Below are 19,342 nucleotides of genomic sequence, written 5' to 3'. Positions count from 1 at the left end.
ACCATGAAAGCGACACGAAATTTCCGCCGCCCGCGCGTGCTGATCGTAGGATGCGGCGACGTCGGCCTGCGCTGCGTGCCCTTGCTGCAACCGCGCGCGCGGGTCTTCGCCTTGACGAGCCATGCCGCGCGTTGCGCCGAACTGCGCGCCGCGGGCGCGACGCCGCTCGTCGGCGATCTCGACGAGCGCCGCAGCCTCAAACGGCTCGCGGGTCTCGCGCCGACCGTGCTGCATCTCGCGCCGCCACAGAAGTCAGGTGACGACGACCGCCGCACTCGCGCACTGCTGGCGACGCTCGGCAGCGCGGGTCAGGTGCGCCGCATGGGCGCTGGCATGCGCGCTTGTACGTGGATTCCCGCCGTCGCGCCGATCGCGCGCATGCGCCGCGCGCGCGCTTCATTTCTGGACGCTGAAGCAGCCGGTATTGTACCCGACAGGGTGCGCCGGGCTGCCGCTTCGCGCGGCGCGTCGCGCATCGTCTACGCGAGCACGACGGGCGTCTACGGCGACTGCGGCGGCGCGTGGATCGACGAAACGCGTGCCGTCAGGCCGGCCAATGCGCGCGCGAAACGTCGCGTGTCGGCCGAGCGGCAGTTGCGGCGCGCGACCGCGCGCGGCGCCGTGACGGCAAGCATTGCGCGGATTCCCGGCATCTATGCGCGCAACCGGCTGCCGCTCGCGCGGCTCAAGAAGGGCACGCCGGCGCTCAACGCGGCCGACGACGTCTACACGAATCACATTCACGCCGACGATCTCGCCGCGATCCTCGTGCGCCTCGCGACGCACGGCAAACCCGCGCGCGTGATCCACGCGTCCGACGATTCGTCGCTGAAGATGGGCGAGTACTTCGATCTCGTCGCCGACACGTTCGGGCTCGCGCGCGCGCCGCGCATCACGCGCGCGCAGGCCGAGCAGCAGATCGATCCGAGCCTGCTGTCCTTCATGCGCGAATCGAGGCGGCTCGTGAACCGGCGTCTCAAGGACGAGCTGCGCGTGCGCTTGCGTTATCCGAGCGTCGAGGATTTTTTGCGGGACGCGGCGAAGGGCGCGTAGGGGCAGGGTGCGAGATATCGCTGCCCTCGCGAAAACACTGACCCGTCGCGTTGCATCGGGCGCTTGCCCGCGTGCAACGACCCTCCGCGTCACCCGCGCGGTCCGCTCGCTTCAGGTCAGCGTCGGCAGTACTTCCAGCAGCAGGAAGCACAGCATTCCGCCGATCAGGGCGCCGATCAGGCCCGGATGATACGTATGCCGCCGTCGCATGATGACCATCAAGCCGCCGATCAGCAGCAGCGCAAAGCAGATAAAGGCAATCATCGCCTGCGAGATCGCGTTCGTGCTGTCGATATGCATGGCGCCCCTCCTTGAAAATCTTTGTAGTCGTTTGTTTAAACGAGTATAGGGCGGCATGAAAGGAACGGCATGCTGCGGCGCAGCGCCGTCTGTGCGGTGCACCACGATGTACCACGATGTGCGCGGGCTTTTTTCCCGGCGCATCAAAGGCTTATGGGGACAGTATCAGCGCGATCGTGGCGCAGCCGTGGTTTACCCGCTCCGTAAAGAACCGAGGTCGGCTTCGTCGAGCCATTGCCACGCGCCGGGCGCGAGCGTCGCGGGCAGCACGAGTCCGCCGATCCGCTCGCGATGCAGCGCTTCGCAGCGGTTGCCCGATGCCGCGATCATCCGCTTGACCTGGTGGTACTTGCCTTCGAGCACGGTGAGCGCGAGCGTATGCGGATCGCGCGCTTGCGCGTCGAGCGCGGCGCTCGGTTTCGTTTCGCCGTGCAGCAGCACGCCGCCGCGCAACGCGTCCAGTTGCGCATCGTCGAGCGGATGGCGCGTGGTCGCGACATAGAGCTTCGGCACCTTGCGTTTCGGCGACGTGAACTGATGCACGAACTTGCCGTCGTCGGAGAGCAGCAGCAGGCCCGTGGTGTCCTGATCGAGGCGGCCCACGCACTGCACGCCGCGCTCGGCGAATGGCGGCGGCAGCAGGCTGAACACGCTCGGATGATGCTGCGGATCGCGCGAGCATTCGTAGCCGGCCGGCTTGTTCAGCAGCAGATACGCGTGCTCGCGATACGGCCATTCGACACCGTCGACGTTAAAGCGCAACGTGCCGTCGGCGACGGGGAAGTCGGCGTCGGCATCGGTGCATACGGTGCCGTCGATGCTCACGCGCGCGTCGCCGATCAGGGCGCGGCATTGTCGGCGCGAACCGAAACCTTGGGTGAAGAGGATGCTTTCGAGATTCATGGCGAGCGAAGAATAACACCGCAAGAAGCGGAGCGCGGCGCGACGGCCGGGCGGCGACGATGAACGTCTCGTCATGAACTCCGGAGTTGGCCGATGCCCGCCACGTCTTCATCGTCTTCGTTTGCCGCGGCGAGCCGCTTGCCCGCCGCATTCCAGCGTCTCGCCTGGTCGAATCTGTGCGCGCAGTCGGCCGAGCAGATCAGTCTCGCCGCCGCGCCGCTCGTCGCGGTGTTCGCGCTGGGCGCCAGCGCGCGCGATACCGGTCTGTTGCAAACCGCGCAGACGCTGCCGTTCCTGCTGCTGTCGATTCCGCTCGGCGTCTGGGCCGACCGCCGTTCGCGCCGCGTGCTGATGACACTTGCCGAAAGCGTGCGCGTGCTCGCGATGCTCTGCGTGCTGCTGCTCGTTCTCACGCATGCGTTGAACCTGCCGCTGCTGGCCGCGCTCGGCTTCGTCGCCGCGACCGGCACCGTGGCCTACAACGTCGCGGCGCCGTCGCTGGTACCGTCGATCGTGCCGCGCGCCGCCTACGCGAATGCCAACGGCCGGCTCGAACTCGCGCGCAGTATCGCGTATTCGGCGGGGCCGGCGCTCGGCGGCTTGCTGGTCGGCTGGATCGGCGCGGGCTGGGCCTACGGCGGCGCGGCCGCATTGTCGGCGCTGGCCGTCGCGTTGCTCGCGGGACTGCGCGAACCGCCGCGCGACACCGTGCCGCCGCGTCGCTTCATGCTGGAACTGCGCGACGGCACGCGCTTCGTGCTGCGCGATGCCTTGCTGTTGCCGATGCTGCTGACGGCCGTGTTCTTCAACCTCGGCTTCTTTATCCTGCAAGCGGTGTATGTGCCGTATGCGGTGCATCGGCTCGGGCTCGGCGCCTCGATGGTCGGCGTGACGCTCGGCGCGTATGGCGTCGGCATGGTATGCGGTGCGCTCGCCGCGCCCGCGATCGCACGGCGTCTCGCGTTCGGCCGCCTGCTCGTCATCGGTCCGTCGTGCGGTTTGCTCGCTTCGCTCGTGATGGTCGCGACGCTCGTCGCGCCATCGTTCTGGCTCGCGCTCGCGAGCTTCTTTCTGCTCGGCGCGGGACCGATCCTGTGGGTCGTCGCTTCGACGACGCTGCGTCAGGCCATCACGCCCGAGCGCATGATGGGCCGCGTCTCGGCGCTCATCAGCACCGCAACCTATGGCGCGCGGCCGGTGGGCGCGCTGTTCGGCGCGGCGCTCAGCGCCCGTTGGAGCATCGACGCATGCCTCGTCGCGGCCGCGCTCGCGTTTCTCGTGCAGGCGCTGATTATTGTCGTGTCGCCCGCGGCGCGCCTTGCTGAAATTCCCGAGCAGGCGGACCCAGCGGCTGTGTTACCGTCGACGCGCATGGCAAGGTGACGTTGCCGTTTGATCCCGTGAGCGTGTAGCACGCTTGCCTGTCCCGGCGAGGCTCATCGTCGGGCGCGGGCAAGCACAGAGGGCCGGTGCTGTCACGCCGGGCTTCCGCATGACAAGGGAGGGTCCCGTGCCGACGCTGCGCCGATGCGGACCGTTACCGGCAGCGTCTACTGCTGACGGCTCAGCTCGCGCGCCGCGTGATCGATCGCTTCCGCCACCGCGCCCGCGTGCGACACCGGCGCCAGATGGCTCGACGCGACCGGCACGACCTTCGCGCCGATGCGCTCGGCGAGCGCTTTCTGCAACGCGGGCGAGACCGCCCGGTCCTTCGTCGTCAGCACGTACCACGACGGTTTATCTTTCCAGCCGACCTGATCGACCGCTTCGTCGAACGCCTGCGCGGCGATCGGCACCTGCGCGGCCGCGAGCACGCGTGTGACGTTCTCGGGCACGTCGGCGGCGAGGTCGGCGCGATAGCGCGCGCGATCGACCCACAGGAAGCCGTTCGCATCCTTGCTGATGCTCTGGCTGGCGGGCATCGGCGTGCCTTGCTTCATCACGTCCATCGCCGATTCGTGCAGTTCCGGCGCGATCGCCGCGATGTACACGAGCCCCGCGACGTTCGGCGCATTCGCCGCGACCTCGGTGATGACGACGCCGCCCCACGAATGCCCGACGAGCAGCACCGGACCGTGCTCGCGCGCGAGCACGCGGCGGGTCGCGGCGACGTCGTCGGCGAGCGAGGTGAGCGGGTTCTGCACCGACGTCACGTGATAGCCCTTCTGCTGCAGCTTCGCGACGACGCCGTTCCAGCTCGAACCGTCGACGAACGCGCCATGCACGAGCACGATGTTGCGCACCGGGCCGGCGAGTGGCGCGGCGGCGGGCTGGTCTTTTGCAGGGGCAGCGGCAGCGGGAGCGGCGGGCGCCGGCGGGGCCGTCGCCACCGGAGCCGCTGGCGCGGCCTGGTCTGCGGGCTCGTTCCCGGACGGCGATCCGGCCGAGGGCTGTGGCTGTTCCGCCGATGCGGCGTCGGGCGCCGTTTGCGCGAGCGCGCTTACGTTCGCGAAGCAGAGAGACAGAACGGCGGCGCAAAGCAGGCGTTTGGGCAACATGCTGAATCTCCGCGGGCTGAGAGTTCGACTCCGGCAACATACCGAAGCCCTATCGCGGCGACAATCACAATCCTCGCGCTTAGGTGCGGTGCTGAACCAACGCGGGTTGCCACGAATGTCTGAGGAATATCGGCCAAGGTAACATTACCGGTTTTGCCGGGCCAAGCCGTCACCGCAACCACAGCTGGCCGGGCAATGGGCCCCGATACAGGGGACCGGAGACAGCGGTCCGGACACAACGGTTTCCACACGGCAAGGCGCAATGAATAGTACACAACAGCAGGAAGGCCTGAAGCGCGGGCTCAAGAATCGCCACATCCAGTTGATCGCGCTGGGCGGCGCGATCGGCACGGGTCTCTTTCTCGGCTCGGCGAGCGTATTGCAGGCGGCCGGTCCGTCGATGATTCTCGGCTACGCGATCGGCGGCGTGATCGCCTTCATGATGATGCGCCAGCTCGGCGAGATGGTCGCGCAGGAGCCGGTGGCCGGCTCGTTCAGCCACTTTGCCTACAAATACTGGGGCGACTTTCCGGGCTTCCTGTCGGGCTGGAACTACTGGGTGCTCTACGTGCTCGTGAGCATGGCCGAGCTGACCGCGGTGGGCACCTACGTGCATTACTGGTGGCCGGGCGTGCCGTCGTGGGTGTCGGCGCTGGTGTGCTTCGCGATCGTCAACGCGATCAATCTCGCCAACGTGAAGGCATACGGCGAAACCGAGTTCTGGTTCGCGATCATCAAGGTCGCGGCGGTGATCGGCATGATCGTGTTCGGCGGCTATCTGCTCGCGAGCGGTCACGGCGGCCCGCAGGCGACGGTCGCGAACCTGTGGAGCCACGGCGGCTTTTTCCCGCATGGCTTTCATGGGCTCTTCATGATGCTCGCGGTGATCATGTTCTCGTTCGGCGGGCTCGAGCTGATCGGCATTACGGCGGCCGAGGCCGCCGAGCCGCAGAAGAGCATTCCGAAGGCCGTCAACCAGGTGATCGTGCGGATTCTGATTTTCTACATCTGCTCGCTCGCGGTGCTGCTGTCGCTGTATCCGTGGAACGAGGTGGCGGTGGGCGGCAGCCCGTTCGTGATGATCTTCTCGCAGATCGGCTCGACGCTGACCGCCAACGTGCTCAACGTCGTGGTGCTGACCGCGGCGCTGTCGGTGTACAACAGCGGCGTGTATGCGAACAGCCGCATGCTCTACGGTCTCGCGGAGCAGGGCAACGCGCCGCGCGCGCTGCTGAAGGTCGACCGCCGCGGCGTGCCGTATCTGGCGATCGGTCTGTCGGCGCTGGCGACGTTTGCGTGCGTAATCATCAACTACCTGATTCCGGCCGAAGCGCTCGGCCTGTTGATGTCGCTCGTGGTCGCGGCGCTGGTGCTGAACTGGGCGCTGATCAGCCTCACGCACCTGAAGTCGCGCAGAGCGATGCTGGCCGCCGGCGAAACGCTCGTGTTCCGCTCGTTCTGGTTCCCGGTCAGCAACTGGATCTGCCTCGCGTTCATGGCGCTGATCCTCGTGATTCTCGCGATGACGCCGGGGTTGTCGGTGTCGGTATGGCTCGTGCCCGTGTGGCTCGTGCTGATGTGGGGCGGTTATGTGGTCAAGCGTCGGCGCGAGGTTGCGCGGGGTGGGGTGGGCGCCGCGAGCCGGTAAGCGCCGATAGGTATGTCGCGGGAGAGGCTCGGCTCGCGGCATGCGCGATTTTTTCGGTGTGGGTTGTTTTTTGTATCGTCAGCATCGCTGATTGTTTATGCATTTTGCGGCGTGCGATATTTTTCGCTGTCGACGGTGGTGCGGGAGTGCAGGTTAGGCGTCTGCGAGGGGATTGCCGGTTTTCTCGGGGTTGTAGCGAGCGGTCCTAACCTGTACATCGGTGAGCGGCATGGTGGTATCTCCCGCTGGGAAGGCCCGGAAACGAGCCAGATACCACTGACTGCGTCGGTCAGTGCCATAGGTTGCGATTCATGGGGACATTTACGCCGGTCAAAACGTCAGTGTAGCGACATGCCCCAGAATGGCGCCTATTGTCAGCATTCATTGCTTTACAACGGCAGACAACAAAAAACCCGCTAAGCCTTTGCTGTAGCGGGTTTTGTGGGCATTACCTATCTTCGCTTTACATGCTAATGGTGCCCAGGGCCGGAATCGAACCGGCACGCCTTGCGGCGGGGGATTTTGAGTCCCCTGCGTCTACCAATTTCACCACCTGGGCAGATTCTGCAGCGCGCGTAGCGGAATGACCGCGCGTGAGGAAGACGCAGATTATGGCCGAAAATCGTCCGACGAGCAAGCCAGTTGCTTTCGCTCGCCGCGTAGCGTCGGCATCGGCTCAAGCCCACTCAGACCCCGCGCGAAAATGCAAAAAAGGCCGCCCGGGATTGCGATGGCACAATGCGGGTCTGGTAATGCGGTGCCGGTTTTCGAGTTCAGGAATGACGTGATGGAAGGTTTGAATAGCGCCGGGTCGGCGAGTGTCGGAGCGAGCGATCCCGCGACGCGCGAATCTCCGTTTCGGGTGGCCGGGCACGCGTGCCGTCCCGATTGCGGCGCGTGCTGTATCGCGCCGTCGATTTCGAGTCCGATTCCGGGGATGCCGAACGGCAAGCCCGCGGGCGTGCGCTGCGTGCAGCTCGGCGACGATCTGCGTTGCGCGATTTTCGGCCAGCCCGAGCGGCCCGCGTGCTGCTCGGGTCTGCAGCCGCAGCTCGAAATGTGCGGCGCGAATCGCGACGCAGCGCTCGCATGGCTGACCCGGCTCGAAGTGCTAACCGGGCCGCAGGCGCTGTCCGCTTCGTAGCGCGTGGCGCGCTTCGTTCGACCCGCTGCTCGCTTCCGCTATTCACTTCGATACTCAATCAAGAAACCAGGAAACCGCGTTCATCGCATCCGCCCACCCAAGCCGACGGCCCGCCAGCCTTCCCCAGGAGATTTCGCATGACCCGACTCGCAGCGCCCACCCGGCGCCGCTTTCTGCGCGCGGCGCTGACCGGCTGCGGCGCGCTTGGCATCACCGTGTCGCTCGCGGCCTGCGCGAGCCCGACGTTTCCGTTCATCCCGTCGCACTACACGTTCTCGCAGCAGCAGGTGCAGGAAGCGGTGCAGCGCAAGTTCCCGTATCAGCGCACGGTGTCGCAGGTGTTCGACGTCGCGCTGAGCAACCCGGTGGTGGGCATGCTGCCCGATGCGAACCGCGTCTCGGTGAAGCTCGATGCGCGCTTCGCGAGCCCGTTCCTGCAACAGCCGGTGGACGGCGTGTTCACGCTGTCGAGCGAACTCGCGTACGACCCGGCGAGCCGCTCGGTGATCCTCAAATCGCCGAGCGTCGATAACGTCAGCGTGAACGGCCAGGCACAGGCCTATACGCAGCAGATCAACGCCGCGGCCGCACTGCTCGCGACGCAGCTGCTGACCAACTATCCGATCTACACCTTCAAGCCCGAGCAGCTGCAATTTGCCGGCGTCCACTACGAACCCGGTACAATCACAATCCTTACAAACGGCATACGCGTGCAGATCGTCGAAAAATGACATGCACGCGCGGCCGGTGGGGCCGCGCATGCCGAGGATGACCTGCGGGCCCCGATCGTTGCGACAACCTACCGCGATAAAGGGGCACGGATGGACTGGCTACTGGCTTGCAAGGCGCTGATTCTCGGCGTCGTCGAGGGTTTGACGGAGTTTCTGCCGGTGTCGAGCACCGGGCATCTGATTGTCGTCGGCAGCCTGCTCGACTTCTCCGACGACCACGCCAAAACCTTCGACGTCGTGATCCAGCTCGGCGCGATTCTCGCCGTGTGCTGGGAGTTTCGGCGGCGCATCGGCAGCGTGATCGTGGGCTTGCCGGGCAAGCCCGAGGCGCGTCGCTTCACGCTGAACGTGATCATTGCGACGATTCCGGCGATCGTGCTCGGCCTGCTGTTCGAGAAGTCGATCAAGGCGGCGCTGTTTTCGCCGGTGCCGGTCGCGTTCGCGCTCGTCGCGGGCGGCGTCGTGATCCTGTGGGCGGAGGCGCGCCAGCGTGCGCGCGGCGAAGCGGCGGTGCGGGTGCGCAGCATCGACGATCTGAGCGCGCTCGATGCGCTCAAGGTCGGTCTCGCACAGTGCTTCGCCTTGATCCCGGGCACCTCGCGCTCGGGCTCGACGATCATCGGCGGCATGCTGTTCGGTCTGGAGCGCCGCGTCGCCACCGAGTTCTCGTTCTTTCTCGCGATTCCGATCATCTTCGGCGCGACCGCCTACGAGCTGTACAAGGACTGGCACCTGCTCACCACCGACGCGCTCGGCAGCTTCGCGCTCGGCTTCGTGGCCGCCTTCGTGAGCGCGTTTATCTGCGTGCGCTGGCTGTTGCGTTACGTCGCGTCGCACGACTTCACGGTGTTCGCGTGGTATAGGATCGGCTTCGGTTTGCTGATTCTGCTGATCGGTTATAGCGGCGGGTTGGGCTGGGGGGATTGAGGGTTATCGCCCGCGGTTTGCGATTTCGCTTTATCCGGCGCTTGCGCCATGTAAAAAAGGTCCGCGTATGCGGACCTTTTTGCGTTGCCGGCGGCGAATGACCGTCGCGCGTTTGCTTTACGCCGCGCCGCGCTTGCGGAACACGAGATCCCACACGCCGTGGCCGAGCCGCAAACCGCGCCGCTCGAACTTCGTCACCGGACGATAGTCCGGCCGCGGCGCATAACCGTCGGCGGTGTTATCGAGCAGCGGCTCGGCGCCGAGTACTTCGAGCATCTGCTCGGCGTAGTTCTGCCAGTCGGTCGCGCAATGCAGATACGCGCCCGGCTTCAGGCGCGACACGAGCAGCGCGACGAACTTCGGCTGGATCAGCCGGCGCTTGTGATGGCGCGCCTTGTGCCACGGGTCCGGGAAGAAGATATGCACACCGTCGAGGCTGTCCGGCGCGATCATCTGTTCGAGCACTTCGACCGCGTCGTGCTGGATGATGCGGATGTTCGCGAGCGACTGCTCGCTCATCAGCTTCAGCAAGGCACCGACGCCGGGCTCGTGGACTTCGACGCCGAGGAAATCGTCGCCGGGACGTTGCGCCGCGATTTCCGCGGTGGTCGCGCCCATGCCGAAGCCGATCTCAAGTACGCGCGGCGCCGCGCGGCCGAACACGCTGCTCCAGTTGGGCTGCTGCGGCGAGAAGGGCACGACGAAGCGCGGGCCGAACTCGTCGAGCGCGCGGCGCTGACCGGTCGAGACGCGCCCCGCGCGCGTGACGAAGCTGCGGATGCGGCGGCGATGCAGTGCTTCTTCCGGGCTCGCGCCTTCCGTGTCGTGTGCGTCGTCGAGCGTGTTGTCGGCGCTATCCGCATGGGACGTGTGGTTGCCGCTGGGCGCCGGGAGTTCGTCCGGCAGGCCGGAGTCGTTGGGATCGTGGATCATCGTCGATGTGCTGCAAGGGTGAGGGCCTGACGGCCTGCGTGGCGAGTCGTGCGCTGTTTGCCGCCGATGCGCGCCGCGGCCAAGCGCGGATCCGGCATATGCAGCGCGCTGCGGCTTGCGGGATGGCCAGCGATGCTGGCGGCGCGCTTCGTCCGCCATGTCACTACAAAAAAGCCGCCTTCAGGGAGGCGGCTCTTGCTGGATTCCGCTGAATGTTCAGCCGGAAAGTGGAGCGGGCGATGGGAATCGAACCCACGGCTCTAGCTTGGGAAGCTAGGGTATTACCATTATACGACGCCCGCAGAATGCGCGATTTTACAGGGATTTTGGTGGTTTGGGCAGGGGTGTCGCTTGGGCGCTGGCGTGGAGACGGTCACTGCTCGGCGTGCTCATGCTGTCATTGCTTGTGATTTTGCTGGCTTTGGTTTTCGATCGCCGAGCATTGTGGCTTCATGGGGGGATTGAACGGGGCCTTCTGCGTTCAGATCGAATCGCCCTCGAAATAGTCCGTATCGATTTTCTTGATCTCGTAGGTGCTGGCGGTCGACACTCCCACGCCATGATCGGCCATGAGCTTCACCAGCAGAGCGCCATCCACGAGGATGATTTTCGATGTGATAACGCTTGCGTAATCACGGGCTTCACGGCTGAAGTTCGACGTGGTGAGAAATACCCCTTTATTGGCTCGCTGGCCTTGCAGGGCGCCTGCGAATTTCTGGATTTCGGGGCGTCCAACCGTGCTGTCCCAGCGCTTGGCCTGCACGTAAATCACATCGAGGCCGAGCTTGTCTTCCTTGATGGTTCCGTCGATGCCCCCGTCACCGCTCTGACCAAGAACGCTTCCCGCGTCCTGGCGCGAACCGCCGTACCCCATTGCTACCAGAAGATCGATGACCAGACGCTCAAAGAACGCGGGCGTCGCGTTCCTGATCTGGTCGAGCAGTTCCGCCTCAAGATTGGATCGCAACTGCTGATACGCCTGAGCAAACAATTCCTCCGGCGTGGTCTCAGCCGGGGTAGGCGCGTCCTGAACCAGCGGGTCGGTACTCGGCTCATTCTGGGTTGAGTCAACTCGCTTCTGTCGAAAGGCGACAAACTCCGGGAATTGATTCAGCAACGGGATGTCGATCCTCGCAGGCTGCTGTGCGAGCATTTCGAGTCCGCGAGGTGTGATCCTGAAATAACCACGCCTCGGCAATTCAAGCAGTCCGGCTTGTTTCAGGTAGGTGCGTGCCCAACCCGCGCGGTTGTCGAACACAGGGAATGTGCCGCTAGGAAGCATTTTGTTCCGCTCGTCGTCAGTCAATCCAAACGCAATTGCCAGCATTTCGGTGGCGTCACGTAGTCGGTGCTCTTTCTGATCGGCAGCTAGCTTTAGCAGCGGCAGCATGAGTTCCTGAAACCCGGGAATAGGCATGGCGGTAACGATTCATTGATTGGTAATCGATGAATCATAACAAGGGGCAGGTTCAGGTGTGTCGAGTAATCTTTGCCGGCCTCTTCGCACGAAGCGTGTCCGTTGAGTACCGGTCGAGCTGTTGTGCGAAACGGGTATCGCTGCCGCCTTTTCACACGGCGTTGGCCGTCATATTTGTTGACTCGCTTCGTCGGGTTCGATGCCTGTTCTGGCTCGTGACTCTTCTCGATCTAATACTCACTGCGTCCACGCCGACGCAAGGCGGGCATGATCTCGCCGATGTCCTCGCCGGAGTCGTTCTTTCCGTTTTGACCATCATGTGTCCATTACCGTCGCGACTCGCTGGGGCCGGTCATGCAATGCAATGTGCTCACGCGAATCGCGCGGCATGTCACTTATGTAAACCGCGCTGGCTTCGATAGCCTCACCGAGTGACGTAAAAAAGCCTGGCCATCCTGAGGGTTCCGTGACTGCCTCGTATAGCAGGTGAACGATTTCTTCGTACCGCTCGGTCGATAGATCCATCTGAAACCCCGTTGCTTCTGGTTGTTCGATACGGCGTATTGCTCAGGCACTGCTTTGGCCTCGATGACGTCGCGCGTCATTGCTTACGATCGGATTGCGCCGTGATGAATTTTTAATTTCGTGCAGACCGTTGCGACTGAATGAATAGCGTTGCCGCGATCGTCCGCGCCTGGACGGGATTCAACACTACAACGATTTCACGTCACTGACCATCGACCCGATTCGCGAATTGACTGAAGCAATGCAGGAAATTTTTTGGACGTTGATTTTGAGACTGAATAGTCCTATTATCGTTTGCATGAATCGATCTGATACTCATCGTCCTCATCGTCCTCACCGTGCCGCCGAACGCGGACGGCCACGAGAATTCGACGTCGACCACGCGGTCGACGCGGCGGCGCGCGTATTCTGGGAGCAGGGCTATCACGCGACTCCTGTCGACGTGCTGTGCGAGGCGACCGGCGTTTTTCGAGGCAGCCTGTATAGAACGTTCGGCGACAAGCATGGCTTGCTGGTCGCGGCATTCGATCGTTATGCGGACGGCGCGGTTGCGCGACTGAAGGAAAAGTTGGCTGCGGACATGCCGCCACGCGAGGCACTTCGCGAAGCGCTCCTGCATTACACCCGGGTGAGCGCGAATCTCTCAGAGCGGCACGGCTGCTTCATTACCAACGCCGTAATCGAACTTCTGCCGGGCGACCACGTTCTGCGTCCGCATATCGAAGCGACGTTGCAGCGCATCGCCACACAGTTCAGTCTCGCGATAGCGCGAGGCCAGCAGGCAGGTCAATTTGACCGGCATCTCGACGCCGAGGAAGTCGGCCGCTTTCTACTTTGCATCGTGCAAGGAATACGCGTGCTCGGCAAAGTCGACATGAACGAGGTCGCGCTCGCCTCGATCGTGGATATGGCATTGCGCGCATTGACGTAAAGCATTCCCAGGTACGTTAGCTAGCCGGTGGCCTACCGCGCAAACGGTTGCCGCCGAAGTCTCTGTCTATTTTGAGAACGATCATTCATGAATACGTCGACTGCTTCGGCTTCCGCTGCGCCTTCTGCACGATACTGGAAAGGCGTGGCCGCGTGCCTCGTCGCGACCATTCTGATTGGCGTGATGTTTCCCGTCATGACCGATGCACTGCGTCGCATCGACCCTTTTACGTTTACTTCGCTCCGCTACCTGATCGCAGGCGTGGCCCTCGCGTTACTGCTGTTGTACCGCGAGGGCCCGGTTGCGTTTCGTGCGGACGGCGAGTCGTTGCCGATTGCCTGGCTGCTCGGGTCGGTCGGCTTTTGCGGCTTTGGTTCGTTTGTCTTTCTCGGGCAGCAACTCAGCGGTGAGCAGGGCGCCCTCAACGCGTCGATCATGATGGCGACGCAGCCCATGATGGGTTTGCTCGTCAATGCGCTGGTGCGCAGGTCCGCGCCCCCGCTGCCGTCACTGGTCTGTGTCGTTATCTCGTTCACCGGTGTCGCACTGGTCATCACGCGCGGCGACCTGAGGGCGGCGTTGCTCGAGCCGCAGCACTACGCGGCAAGCGGTCTGATCGTGCTGGGTGCGCTTTGCTGGGTGATCTACACCTTCGGTTCCGCGTACTTCACCCGCTGGTCGGCGCTCAAGTACACGACGATCACGACGTGGCTCGGCCTGAGCACGATCGTCGGCGTCAACGTGCTGCTTGTCGTGACGCGCGTCGTCAGCGCGCCCACGTTCGCGGCACTACGGGCGGTCACGCCGCATCTGATTTACATGGGGCCGATTGCGGGCTTTGTGGCAATCCTGTGCTGGATCTCCGGCAACCGGACCCTCGGGCCGATGAACGGCGTGCTGTTCATGGACGTGGTGCCGGTGACCACCTTCGTGGTGTCGGCACTCGCGGGCGTCGTTCCAAACAAAGCACAGGTGTTGGGCGCGGCACTGACGGCGTCGGCGCTGGTTCTCAACAACCTTTATCTGCGGCAGCGAGCTCAGATCACGAAATAGGTCAGTTGCACCGCCGCCCGCGTGACCACCATCTGCAGTACCTGCACGATCACGAACAGCAGGATCGGCGACAGATCGATGCCGCCGAGTTGCGGCAGCACGCGGCGCAGCGGATTCAGAAACGGCGCGGTCAGCTGATACAGGATCGGCATCGCGGGCGAACGCGGATTGAGCCACGACAGCAGCGCCATCAGGATCGTCATCCAGATGATCAGATTCAGCGCCCATTTGATCGCGGTCAGCACGGCGACGATCAGCAGCGTCGGCACGAGCGCGCGCGGGTCCGCGCCGGTCAGAACGACCATCAGCACGACGTAGAGGATCGCCGCGATCAGCGTTGCTACGACGCTTGCCCAGTCGATGTTGCGCGTGCTCGGCAGAATGTGCCGCAGCGGCAGCACGATCCAGTTGGTGGCTTGCATCACGGCGTTCGACACCGGGTTGTAGGGCGGCAGGCGCACGACCTGCAACCACGCGCGCAACAGCAGCGCCGCGCCGAATAGCGTGAAGACGGTATTGAGCAGAAAACGGGCGATATCGCCAAACATCTTGTGTCCTTATGCTTCTGATGACGGCCGCCGACCGGCCGCGGGCTACCGGCGTCGCCCGATCGGAGCGCGCCGGCGGTTGATCTGGAATTGCACGCGTCTTTCTTGCGAAACGGCGCGTCGTACAGCGTTTGTTGCGAATGGCCGCGCGAGCCGGGCATGTGGTGCGTCGCGCGATGTTGCCCTGCGTCACGCGGAGGCGGCCTCATTGCGCGCCGCCGCTTCCCCGCTGTCTGCGCGACATCACACGGAAACCCGCACCTCGCTGATCAGGATCGTGCCGTTGCCGCCGTCGGTGTAGTTGGGGATGTCCGCCAGCAACGGCTCGGACGCGGGCTTGAATACGTTATAGAAGTCCTCCGCGCTGTCGAACAGGAAGTGACCGGCCGCCACGTACGGCGGCGGCGTTCCGGGCGGCCCGGCGTTAAGGCCCGCGTCGACCGACCAGCCTTTGAGCGCCGCCCCGAACAGCTTCGCCGCGAGCGGCATGTGCGTGGCGCAGTAATAGTCCATGTCGAAGCGGCCGTTTTCCCGATACGGGTAGAGGATGCTGACCTTGATCATTGTGCGTTCTCGTCTGTTGATCCCGAAGCGCGGCACCCGTGCGCCGCTGCTTCGCGCCGTGCCTGCCGGCCGTCACATTATCACGGCTTACTTGACGCTTGCACCTGCCGCGGCCCGATTCAGCGAGCGGCTCAGCGATTCTTCCACAGCTTCGGAGATCGCTTCAATCGTGGCGGGCGGGCTCGTGCGGCGTTGCGCGAGGGCGACCGCGCGGCGCGTCAGCAGGCCGTAAAGCGCGGCGTGGTCGCCGCCGAGACCTTCGAACAGCGCGAGCTGTTTCTGCACGACGCCGGTGTCGCCGCGCGATACCGGGCCCGCGAGCGCGTTGGGCAAACCCTTGTCGCGCGCGGTCTCGATCGTGCCGGCGAGCATCGGCAGCAGCGCGCGCAGCGCGTCGTCTTCGGCGAAACCGAGCGTGCGCCACAGCGCGACGCATTCGGCGAGGCTGCATAGCGCGAAGCTCGCCGCATAGTGCGCCGCGCCGTGATAGAGCATGCGGCTGCCTGGCGGAATCGACAGCGGATGGCAGCGCAACGCGACGGCGAGGGCGGTCAGCGTGTCCTTGAGCGTGCCGTCGGCCTCGATCGTCACCGAGCAGCCCGCGATCCGGTCGAGGTCGGCGGGCTCGCCGCCGAACAGGTAGAGTGGGTGAAAGCCGCCGATCGCCGCGCCCTGGTCGCGTGCCGGCGCGAGCAGTTCCACCGGCGACGCGCCGCTGCAATGCACGAGCGCCTTGCCGTGGCGGCTCGCGGCGTCGGGGGCGGCGGCGAAGCGGAGTGTGTGCGCTGTCGTACCGATGCTGTCATCGGGAACGGCTAAAAAAACGATATCGGCGGCGTCGACGACCTGCTGCGGATCGTCGGATGCCGCGCAATGCTCGATCTGCGCGGCGAGCCGGCGCGCGGAATCGGCCGAGCGGCTCGCCACCGCGCTAACCGGGTAGCCGGCGCGTGAAAAGCTCAGCGCGAGGCAGCGCGCGAGCCGCCCCGCGCCGATGAAGCCGATGCGCGGCAAGGAAGACTGGGACATGGTCGCGTGCTCCTGACGGATCGTTTGAACGGGAAAACAGCAGTATCGCCGATCCGCCAGCCGGGGCGCGATCCGGCCCCTCGCGTTTCGGCGGCTCAGTTGGCGCGCCATATGGCGGGCGCGGCCCTTCATCGGGCGGCGCCGCGCTCGCAGGTCCGAAAACTGCTCAGAATGGGGCTCGAGTGGGCTCCTCGCGTCGAGGAGCCGGATGAGCGGTTCACGAGCCGGTTTGGCCGTTGCTGTTTCGTACTTCTTTCGTACTTTGTTTGCAGTCAGATTCGGGAGAGTCGGAATGAATATTTTTGCTTACCGAAAACACTTGCGGTTCCTGACGCGCGCGCAACGCCGTCGCTGGTGGGATCAGAAAAAGCGCCTGACGCCGCGCGTGCGGATCAGCGGCGCCTACGTTCCGCCGAACGTGTCCCGCGAATTCGTGTACGTGAAGGTCGGCTAGGCGCGCGGCCCGCGCAGGTGAGAAAATGCCCGCCTGATGGATCGGCCGGGCATTTTTTATGGGCAATTTTTTCCGCTGTCAGGATTGAAGCGAATTTGTAATCAAAGATTACTGAAACGTGAATTCAGGATTGCCGCCGCGGCCGCCTATCCGGGGCGCAGCCGCCTGGCCCCGTCCAACTTCTTGATTTTTAGCCTGTTTTGTCCGTCTCGCGAGGGCCTTCGCGCGTGCGTTTGCGGGTGTCGTCAGCACCGTTCGCGCCGCCAATTGCAATTTGCAACAAATGCGAACAGATAGACCGGGGCTTTTTCGATACATTGGTTTTAAAGCATGCGAGGCATGCGCAGTCGGCGACCTTGGCAGGCCGCGCTAGGAGAAGAAAAGTGAAAAAGATCGTTCCGTTTGTCGTTGCAGCCGCACTCGGCCTGGGACTTGCCGGGGCCGCCGAAGCGCACGTTTCCGTCGGTATCGGCATTGGGGTGCCGATCGCGCCGGCGTATCCCGTGTATGCGGCTCCCCCGCCGGTCTATTACGCGCCGCCGCCCCCGCCGGTGTATGCGCCGGTCGTCGTCGCCCCGCCGCCGGTGGTCGTGGGCGGCTACTACGGGTACGGCCGCCCGTACTATCGTCACGGCTACTACCGTGGTTACTACGGTCACGGCTACTATCGCCGCTAATCGCAGCGAGGCAGTCAGGATATCGACGGCGTAACGCCGGCCTCGGGCCGGGTTACGCCGTTTTTATTGCCGCGTTGGCTTGCGCTTTCGCGCTTACCTCGGTGCTCGCGCCGGCGAAGTGCCGTTCCAAAGCATCGACGAAGCTGGGAAAATGGCTGTTTCGCCACCGCTCTGGAGAATCTCGCCGATGCAAGCGCTTCCCGCTCCCACTTTCGATGATGTCCTCGACGCCGCCGCGCGTCTCGAAGGCGTCGCGCACCGTACCCCTGTTCTGACGTCGAGCACGTTCGACGAGTTCACGGGCGCGTCCGTGTTCTTCAAGTGCGAAAACTTCCAGCGTATGGGCGCGTTCAAGTTTCGCGGCGCCTATAACGCGATCTCTCATTTCGACGCGGAGCAGCGCAAGGCGGGCGTATTGACCTTTTCGTCGGGCAATCACGCGCAGGCCATCGCGCTGTCGGCGCGCCTCGCGGGCATCCGCGCGACGATCGTGATGCCGCACGATGCGCCCGAGGCCAAGGTCGCCGCGACGAAGGGCTACGGCGGCGAAGTGATCACCTATGACCGCTACAAGGAAAACCGCGAGGAGATCAGCCGGCGGCTCGCCGAAGAGCGCGGCATGACGCTGATTCCGCCGTACGATCATCCGCACGTGATCGCTGGGCAGGGCGCGGCGGTGAAAGAGCTGATCGACGAGACCGGGCCGCTCGACATGCTGTTCGTGTGTCTTGGCGGCGGCGGGCTGATCGGCGGCAGCGCCTTGTCGGCGGCGGCGCTGAGCCCGGCCTGCACGGTGATCGGCGTGGAGCCGGAAGCCGGTAATGACGGCCAGCAATCGCTCGCGCGCGGCGAGATCGTGCATATCGACACGCCGCGCACGATTGCCGACGGCGCCGCCTCCACGCATCTCGGCGATTACACGTTCGCGATCATCCGCAAGCTCGTCGCGCGGATCGAAACGGTCAGCGACGCGCAGCTGATCGAGACGATGCGCTTTTTCGCGCAGCGCATGAAGATCGTCGTCGAGCCGACCGGTTGCCTCGCGGCGGCGGCGGTCATGAACGGCATCGTGCCGGTGAAGGGCAAGCGCGTCGGCGTGGTGGTGAGCGGCGGCAATGTCGATCTGCCGAAGCTCGCGCAGTATCTCGCGTAGGCTATCTCGCATAAGCGCCGCGCCAGGGCGCGGTGAAACCTGAAACGGCTCGCAAGCCGAACCGGCCTCGCGAGCCGTTTTTTTATCTGCCTGAGGGACGCTTCAGCTTGCCACGTGCGCGGCGCCTTGCACGATCAGATCGTGATATCCGTTGACGATCACGTTGTACGAGAAATACGCGAACAGCAGCGCCGACAACACATGGCACGCGCGCAGCAAGCCCGCGCCGGCGCGCTTGCGCCCGTGACTGCCGAGCCCGCAGATAAAGAGCGTCCAGCACAGCCCGCCGAGAAAGAAGCCGGCAAGAAAGACGAATGCGGTCTGCGGGCTCGTTGCGCCGGCCTTTGCGATCAGCGCGCCGCCGACCGCGGCGAACCACAGGATCGCCGACGGCGACGATACCGCGAGCAGCACGCCGCGCAGAAAACCGCGCCACGCCGACAGATGCGGCGCACGGGCGTCGCCTTCGCCGGCGACGGCGGGGGCGGTGGCCGGAAACATGGCTTCACGCGCCATCTTCCACGTGAGAAACAGCAGGATCGCCGCGCCGCCGATCCACACGACCCAGCGCACCGACTCGAATTGCAGCAGCGCGGCCATGCCGGCGAGCGCGAGCGCCGCGTAAATGAGGTCGCCGACGCAGGAGCCGAGGCCGAGCCAGAAGCCCGGCCGGAAACCGTGCGACAGCGTTAGCGAAATGATCGCGACGTTGACGAGACCGATGTCGAGACACAGCGACAGCGACAGAAAAAATCCGTCCGACATCATTGAGAAGGCGTGCATCCGGGCGACCGCTCCATCCATTCCGTTGTTTGTTGTGCGAGGCGCGGCCCGGAGGCCCAACCCGGAGTGGC

Annotated in this window: 20 protein-coding genes and 2 tRNA genes; 11 read left to right on the top strand and 11 right to left on the bottom strand. The window is 64.6% G+C overall.

Annotated elements, in window-relative coordinates; all coding sequences use genetic code 11:
* The first annotated feature begins 3 nt into the window (after positions 1-3).
* Entirely contained in the window at positions 4-1,053 is a 1,050-nt protein-coding gene (locus tag GXB81_RS03985; RefSeq protein ID WP_205988436.1) for an NAD-dependent epimerase/dehydratase family protein, read from the top strand.
* Between the two features lie 111 nt (positions 1,054-1,164).
* Here the strand turns inward: GXB81_RS03985 and GXB81_RS03980 are convergent, their stop codons facing one another.
* Together GXB81_RS03980 and GXB81_RS03975 are read right to left on the bottom strand one after the other, a co-directional pair.
* On the bottom strand, positions 1,165-1,353 hold the full coding sequence (locus GXB81_RS03980) for a hypothetical protein (RefSeq protein ID WP_167041188.1): 189 nt from the start codon (positions 1,351-1,353) through the stop codon (positions 1,165-1,167).
* Between the two features lie 192 nt (positions 1,354-1,545).
* On the bottom strand, positions 1,546-2,256 hold the full coding sequence (locus GXB81_RS03975; protein ID WP_205988435.1) for a 16S rRNA pseudouridine(516) synthase: 711 nt from the start codon (positions 2,254-2,256) through the stop codon (positions 1,546-1,548).
* Positions 2,257-2,349: 93 nt separating this feature from the next.
* Here GXB81_RS03975 and GXB81_RS03970 point away from each other — a divergent pair, with 93 nt between their 5' ends.
* Complete coding sequence (locus GXB81_RS03970) at positions 2,350-3,639, top strand: MFS transporter (RefSeq protein WP_205988434.1); 1,290 nt, start codon at positions 2,350-2,352, stop codon at positions 3,637-3,639.
* A 167-nt stretch (positions 3,640-3,806) separates the two neighbouring features.
* Here GXB81_RS03970 and GXB81_RS03965 read toward each other — a convergent pair whose 3' ends face one another.
* A complete protein-coding gene (locus GXB81_RS03965; protein WP_205988433.1) occupies positions 3,807-4,754 on the bottom strand; it encodes an alpha/beta hydrolase in 948 nt (315 codons plus the stop codon).
* Between the two features lie 262 nt (positions 4,755-5,016).
* On the opposite strand from GXB81_RS03965, the gene GXB81_RS03960 reads away from it, so the two are divergent.
* Entirely contained in the window at positions 5,017-6,402 is a 1,386-nt protein-coding gene (locus GXB81_RS03960; RefSeq protein WP_205988432.1) for an amino acid permease, read from the top strand.
* Between the two features lie 474 nt (positions 6,403-6,876).
* On the opposite strand, the gene GXB81_RS03955 is transcribed toward GXB81_RS03960, so the two are convergent.
* A tRNA-Leu gene (locus GXB81_RS03955) sits at positions 6,877-6,961 on the bottom strand.
* Positions 6,962-7,189: 228 nt separating this feature from the next.
* Between GXB81_RS03955 and GXB81_RS03950 the strand changes: the two genes are divergently transcribed.
* The 3 genes from GXB81_RS03950 to GXB81_RS03940 all read left to right on the top strand — a co-directional run bounded on the left by GXB81_RS03950 (position 7,190) and on the right by GXB81_RS03940 (position 9,204).
* A complete protein-coding gene (locus tag GXB81_RS03950) occupies positions 7,190-7,546 on the top strand; it encodes a YkgJ family cysteine cluster protein (RefSeq protein WP_241016227.1) in 357 nt (118 codons plus the stop codon).
* Positions 7,547-7,683: 137 nt separating this feature from the next.
* Positions 7,684-8,277, top strand: a complete 594-nt coding sequence (locus GXB81_RS03945; RefSeq protein ID WP_167046417.1) for a DUF1439 domain-containing protein — start codon at positions 7,684-7,686, stop codon at positions 8,275-8,277.
* Between the two features lie 90 nt (positions 8,278-8,367).
* The gene (locus tag GXB81_RS03940; RefSeq protein ID WP_167046421.1) at positions 8,368-9,204 is read left to right on the top strand and encodes an undecaprenyl-diphosphate phosphatase; all 837 of its coding nucleotides are present in this window, start codon (positions 8,368-8,370) and stop codon (positions 9,202-9,204) included.
* A gap of 117 nt (positions 9,205-9,321) precedes the next feature.
* Here GXB81_RS03940 and trmB read toward each other — a convergent pair whose 3' ends face one another.
* From trmB to GXB81_RS03925, 3 genes are all read right to left on the bottom strand, one after another.
* Positions 9,322-10,137 carry a tRNA (guanosine(46)-N7)-methyltransferase TrmB gene (trmB, locus tag GXB81_RS03935; protein ID WP_205988431.1) on the bottom strand — a complete coding sequence of 272 codons (816 nt, stop codon included), beginning with the start codon at positions 10,135-10,137 and terminating at the stop codon, positions 9,322-9,324.
* Positions 10,138-10,365: 228 nt separating this feature from the next.
* Positions 10,366-10,439: transfer RNA gene (locus GXB81_RS03930), tRNA-Gly, on the bottom strand.
* 179 nt (positions 10,440-10,618) lie between these two features.
* Positions 10,619-11,527, bottom strand: a complete 909-nt coding sequence (locus GXB81_RS03925) for a restriction endonuclease (protein WP_240159168.1) — start codon at positions 11,525-11,527, stop codon at positions 10,619-10,621.
* Between the two features lie 850 nt (positions 11,528-12,377).
* On the opposite strand from GXB81_RS03925, the gene GXB81_RS03915 reads away from it, so the two are divergent.
* Positions 12,378-13,010, top strand: a complete 633-nt coding sequence (locus GXB81_RS03915) for a TetR/AcrR family transcriptional regulator (RefSeq protein ID WP_205988429.1) — start codon at positions 12,378-12,380, stop codon at positions 13,008-13,010.
* Between the two features lie 144 nt (positions 13,011-13,154).
* Entirely contained in the window at positions 13,155-14,063 is a 909-nt protein-coding gene (locus GXB81_RS03910; RefSeq protein ID WP_346777775.1) for a DMT family transporter, read from the top strand.
* Here the strand turns inward: GXB81_RS03910 and GXB81_RS03905 are convergent.
* From GXB81_RS03905 to GXB81_RS03895, 3 genes are all read right to left on the bottom strand, one after another.
* Complete coding sequence (locus tag GXB81_RS03905) at positions 14,048-14,611, bottom strand: YggT family protein (RefSeq protein ID WP_167046439.1); 564 nt, start codon at positions 14,609-14,611, stop codon at positions 14,048-14,050. The two genes, GXB81_RS03910 and GXB81_RS03905, sit on opposite strands and share 16 nt — an antisense overlap.
* Positions 14,612-14,854: 243 nt before the next feature.
* Positions 14,855-15,175, bottom strand: a complete 321-nt coding sequence (locus tag GXB81_RS03900; protein WP_167046442.1) for an EthD family reductase — start codon at positions 15,173-15,175, stop codon at positions 14,855-14,857.
* A gap of 87 nt (positions 15,176-15,262) precedes the next feature.
* Positions 15,263-16,204 (bottom strand): DUF2520 domain-containing protein, encoded by a 942-nt coding sequence (locus GXB81_RS03895; RefSeq protein ID WP_205988428.1) that lies wholly within the window; start codon positions 16,202-16,204, stop codon positions 15,263-15,265.
* A gap of 292 nt (positions 16,205-16,496) precedes the next feature.
* Here GXB81_RS03895 and GXB81_RS03890 point away from each other — a divergent pair, with 292 nt between their 5' ends.
* The 3 genes from GXB81_RS03890 (at position 16,497) to GXB81_RS03880 (ending at position 18,488) form a co-directional block, all read left to right on the top strand.
* Complete coding sequence (locus GXB81_RS03890; protein WP_167046448.1) at positions 16,497-16,658, top strand: hypothetical protein; 162 nt, start codon at positions 16,497-16,499, stop codon at positions 16,656-16,658.
* Between the two features lie 383 nt (positions 16,659-17,041).
* A complete protein-coding gene (locus tag GXB81_RS03885) occupies positions 17,042-17,335 on the top strand; it encodes a hypothetical protein (RefSeq protein ID WP_167046451.1) in 294 nt (97 codons plus the stop codon).
* Between the two features lie 187 nt (positions 17,336-17,522).
* On the top strand, positions 17,523-18,488 hold the full coding sequence (locus GXB81_RS03880) for a threo-3-hydroxy-L-aspartate ammonia-lyase (RefSeq protein WP_205988427.1): 966 nt from the start codon (positions 17,523-17,525) through the stop codon (positions 18,486-18,488).
* 102 nt (positions 18,489-18,590) lie between these two features.
* On the opposite strand, the gene GXB81_RS03875 is transcribed toward GXB81_RS03880, so the two are convergent.
* Entirely contained in the window at positions 18,591-19,271 is a 681-nt protein-coding gene (locus GXB81_RS03875) for a LysE family transporter (RefSeq protein WP_167046457.1), read from the bottom strand.
* Positions 19,272-19,342 lie beyond the last annotated feature (71 nt).

The organism is Paraburkholderia sp. Ac-20336 (assembly GCF_017105025.1).
In the GTDB taxonomy this organism is placed as follows: Bacteria; Pseudomonadota; Gammaproteobacteria; order Burkholderiales; family Burkholderiaceae; genus Paraburkholderia.
The sequence above is the reverse complement of the archived record's forward strand: the minus strand, read 5'-3'. Positions and strand labels throughout refer to the sequence as shown.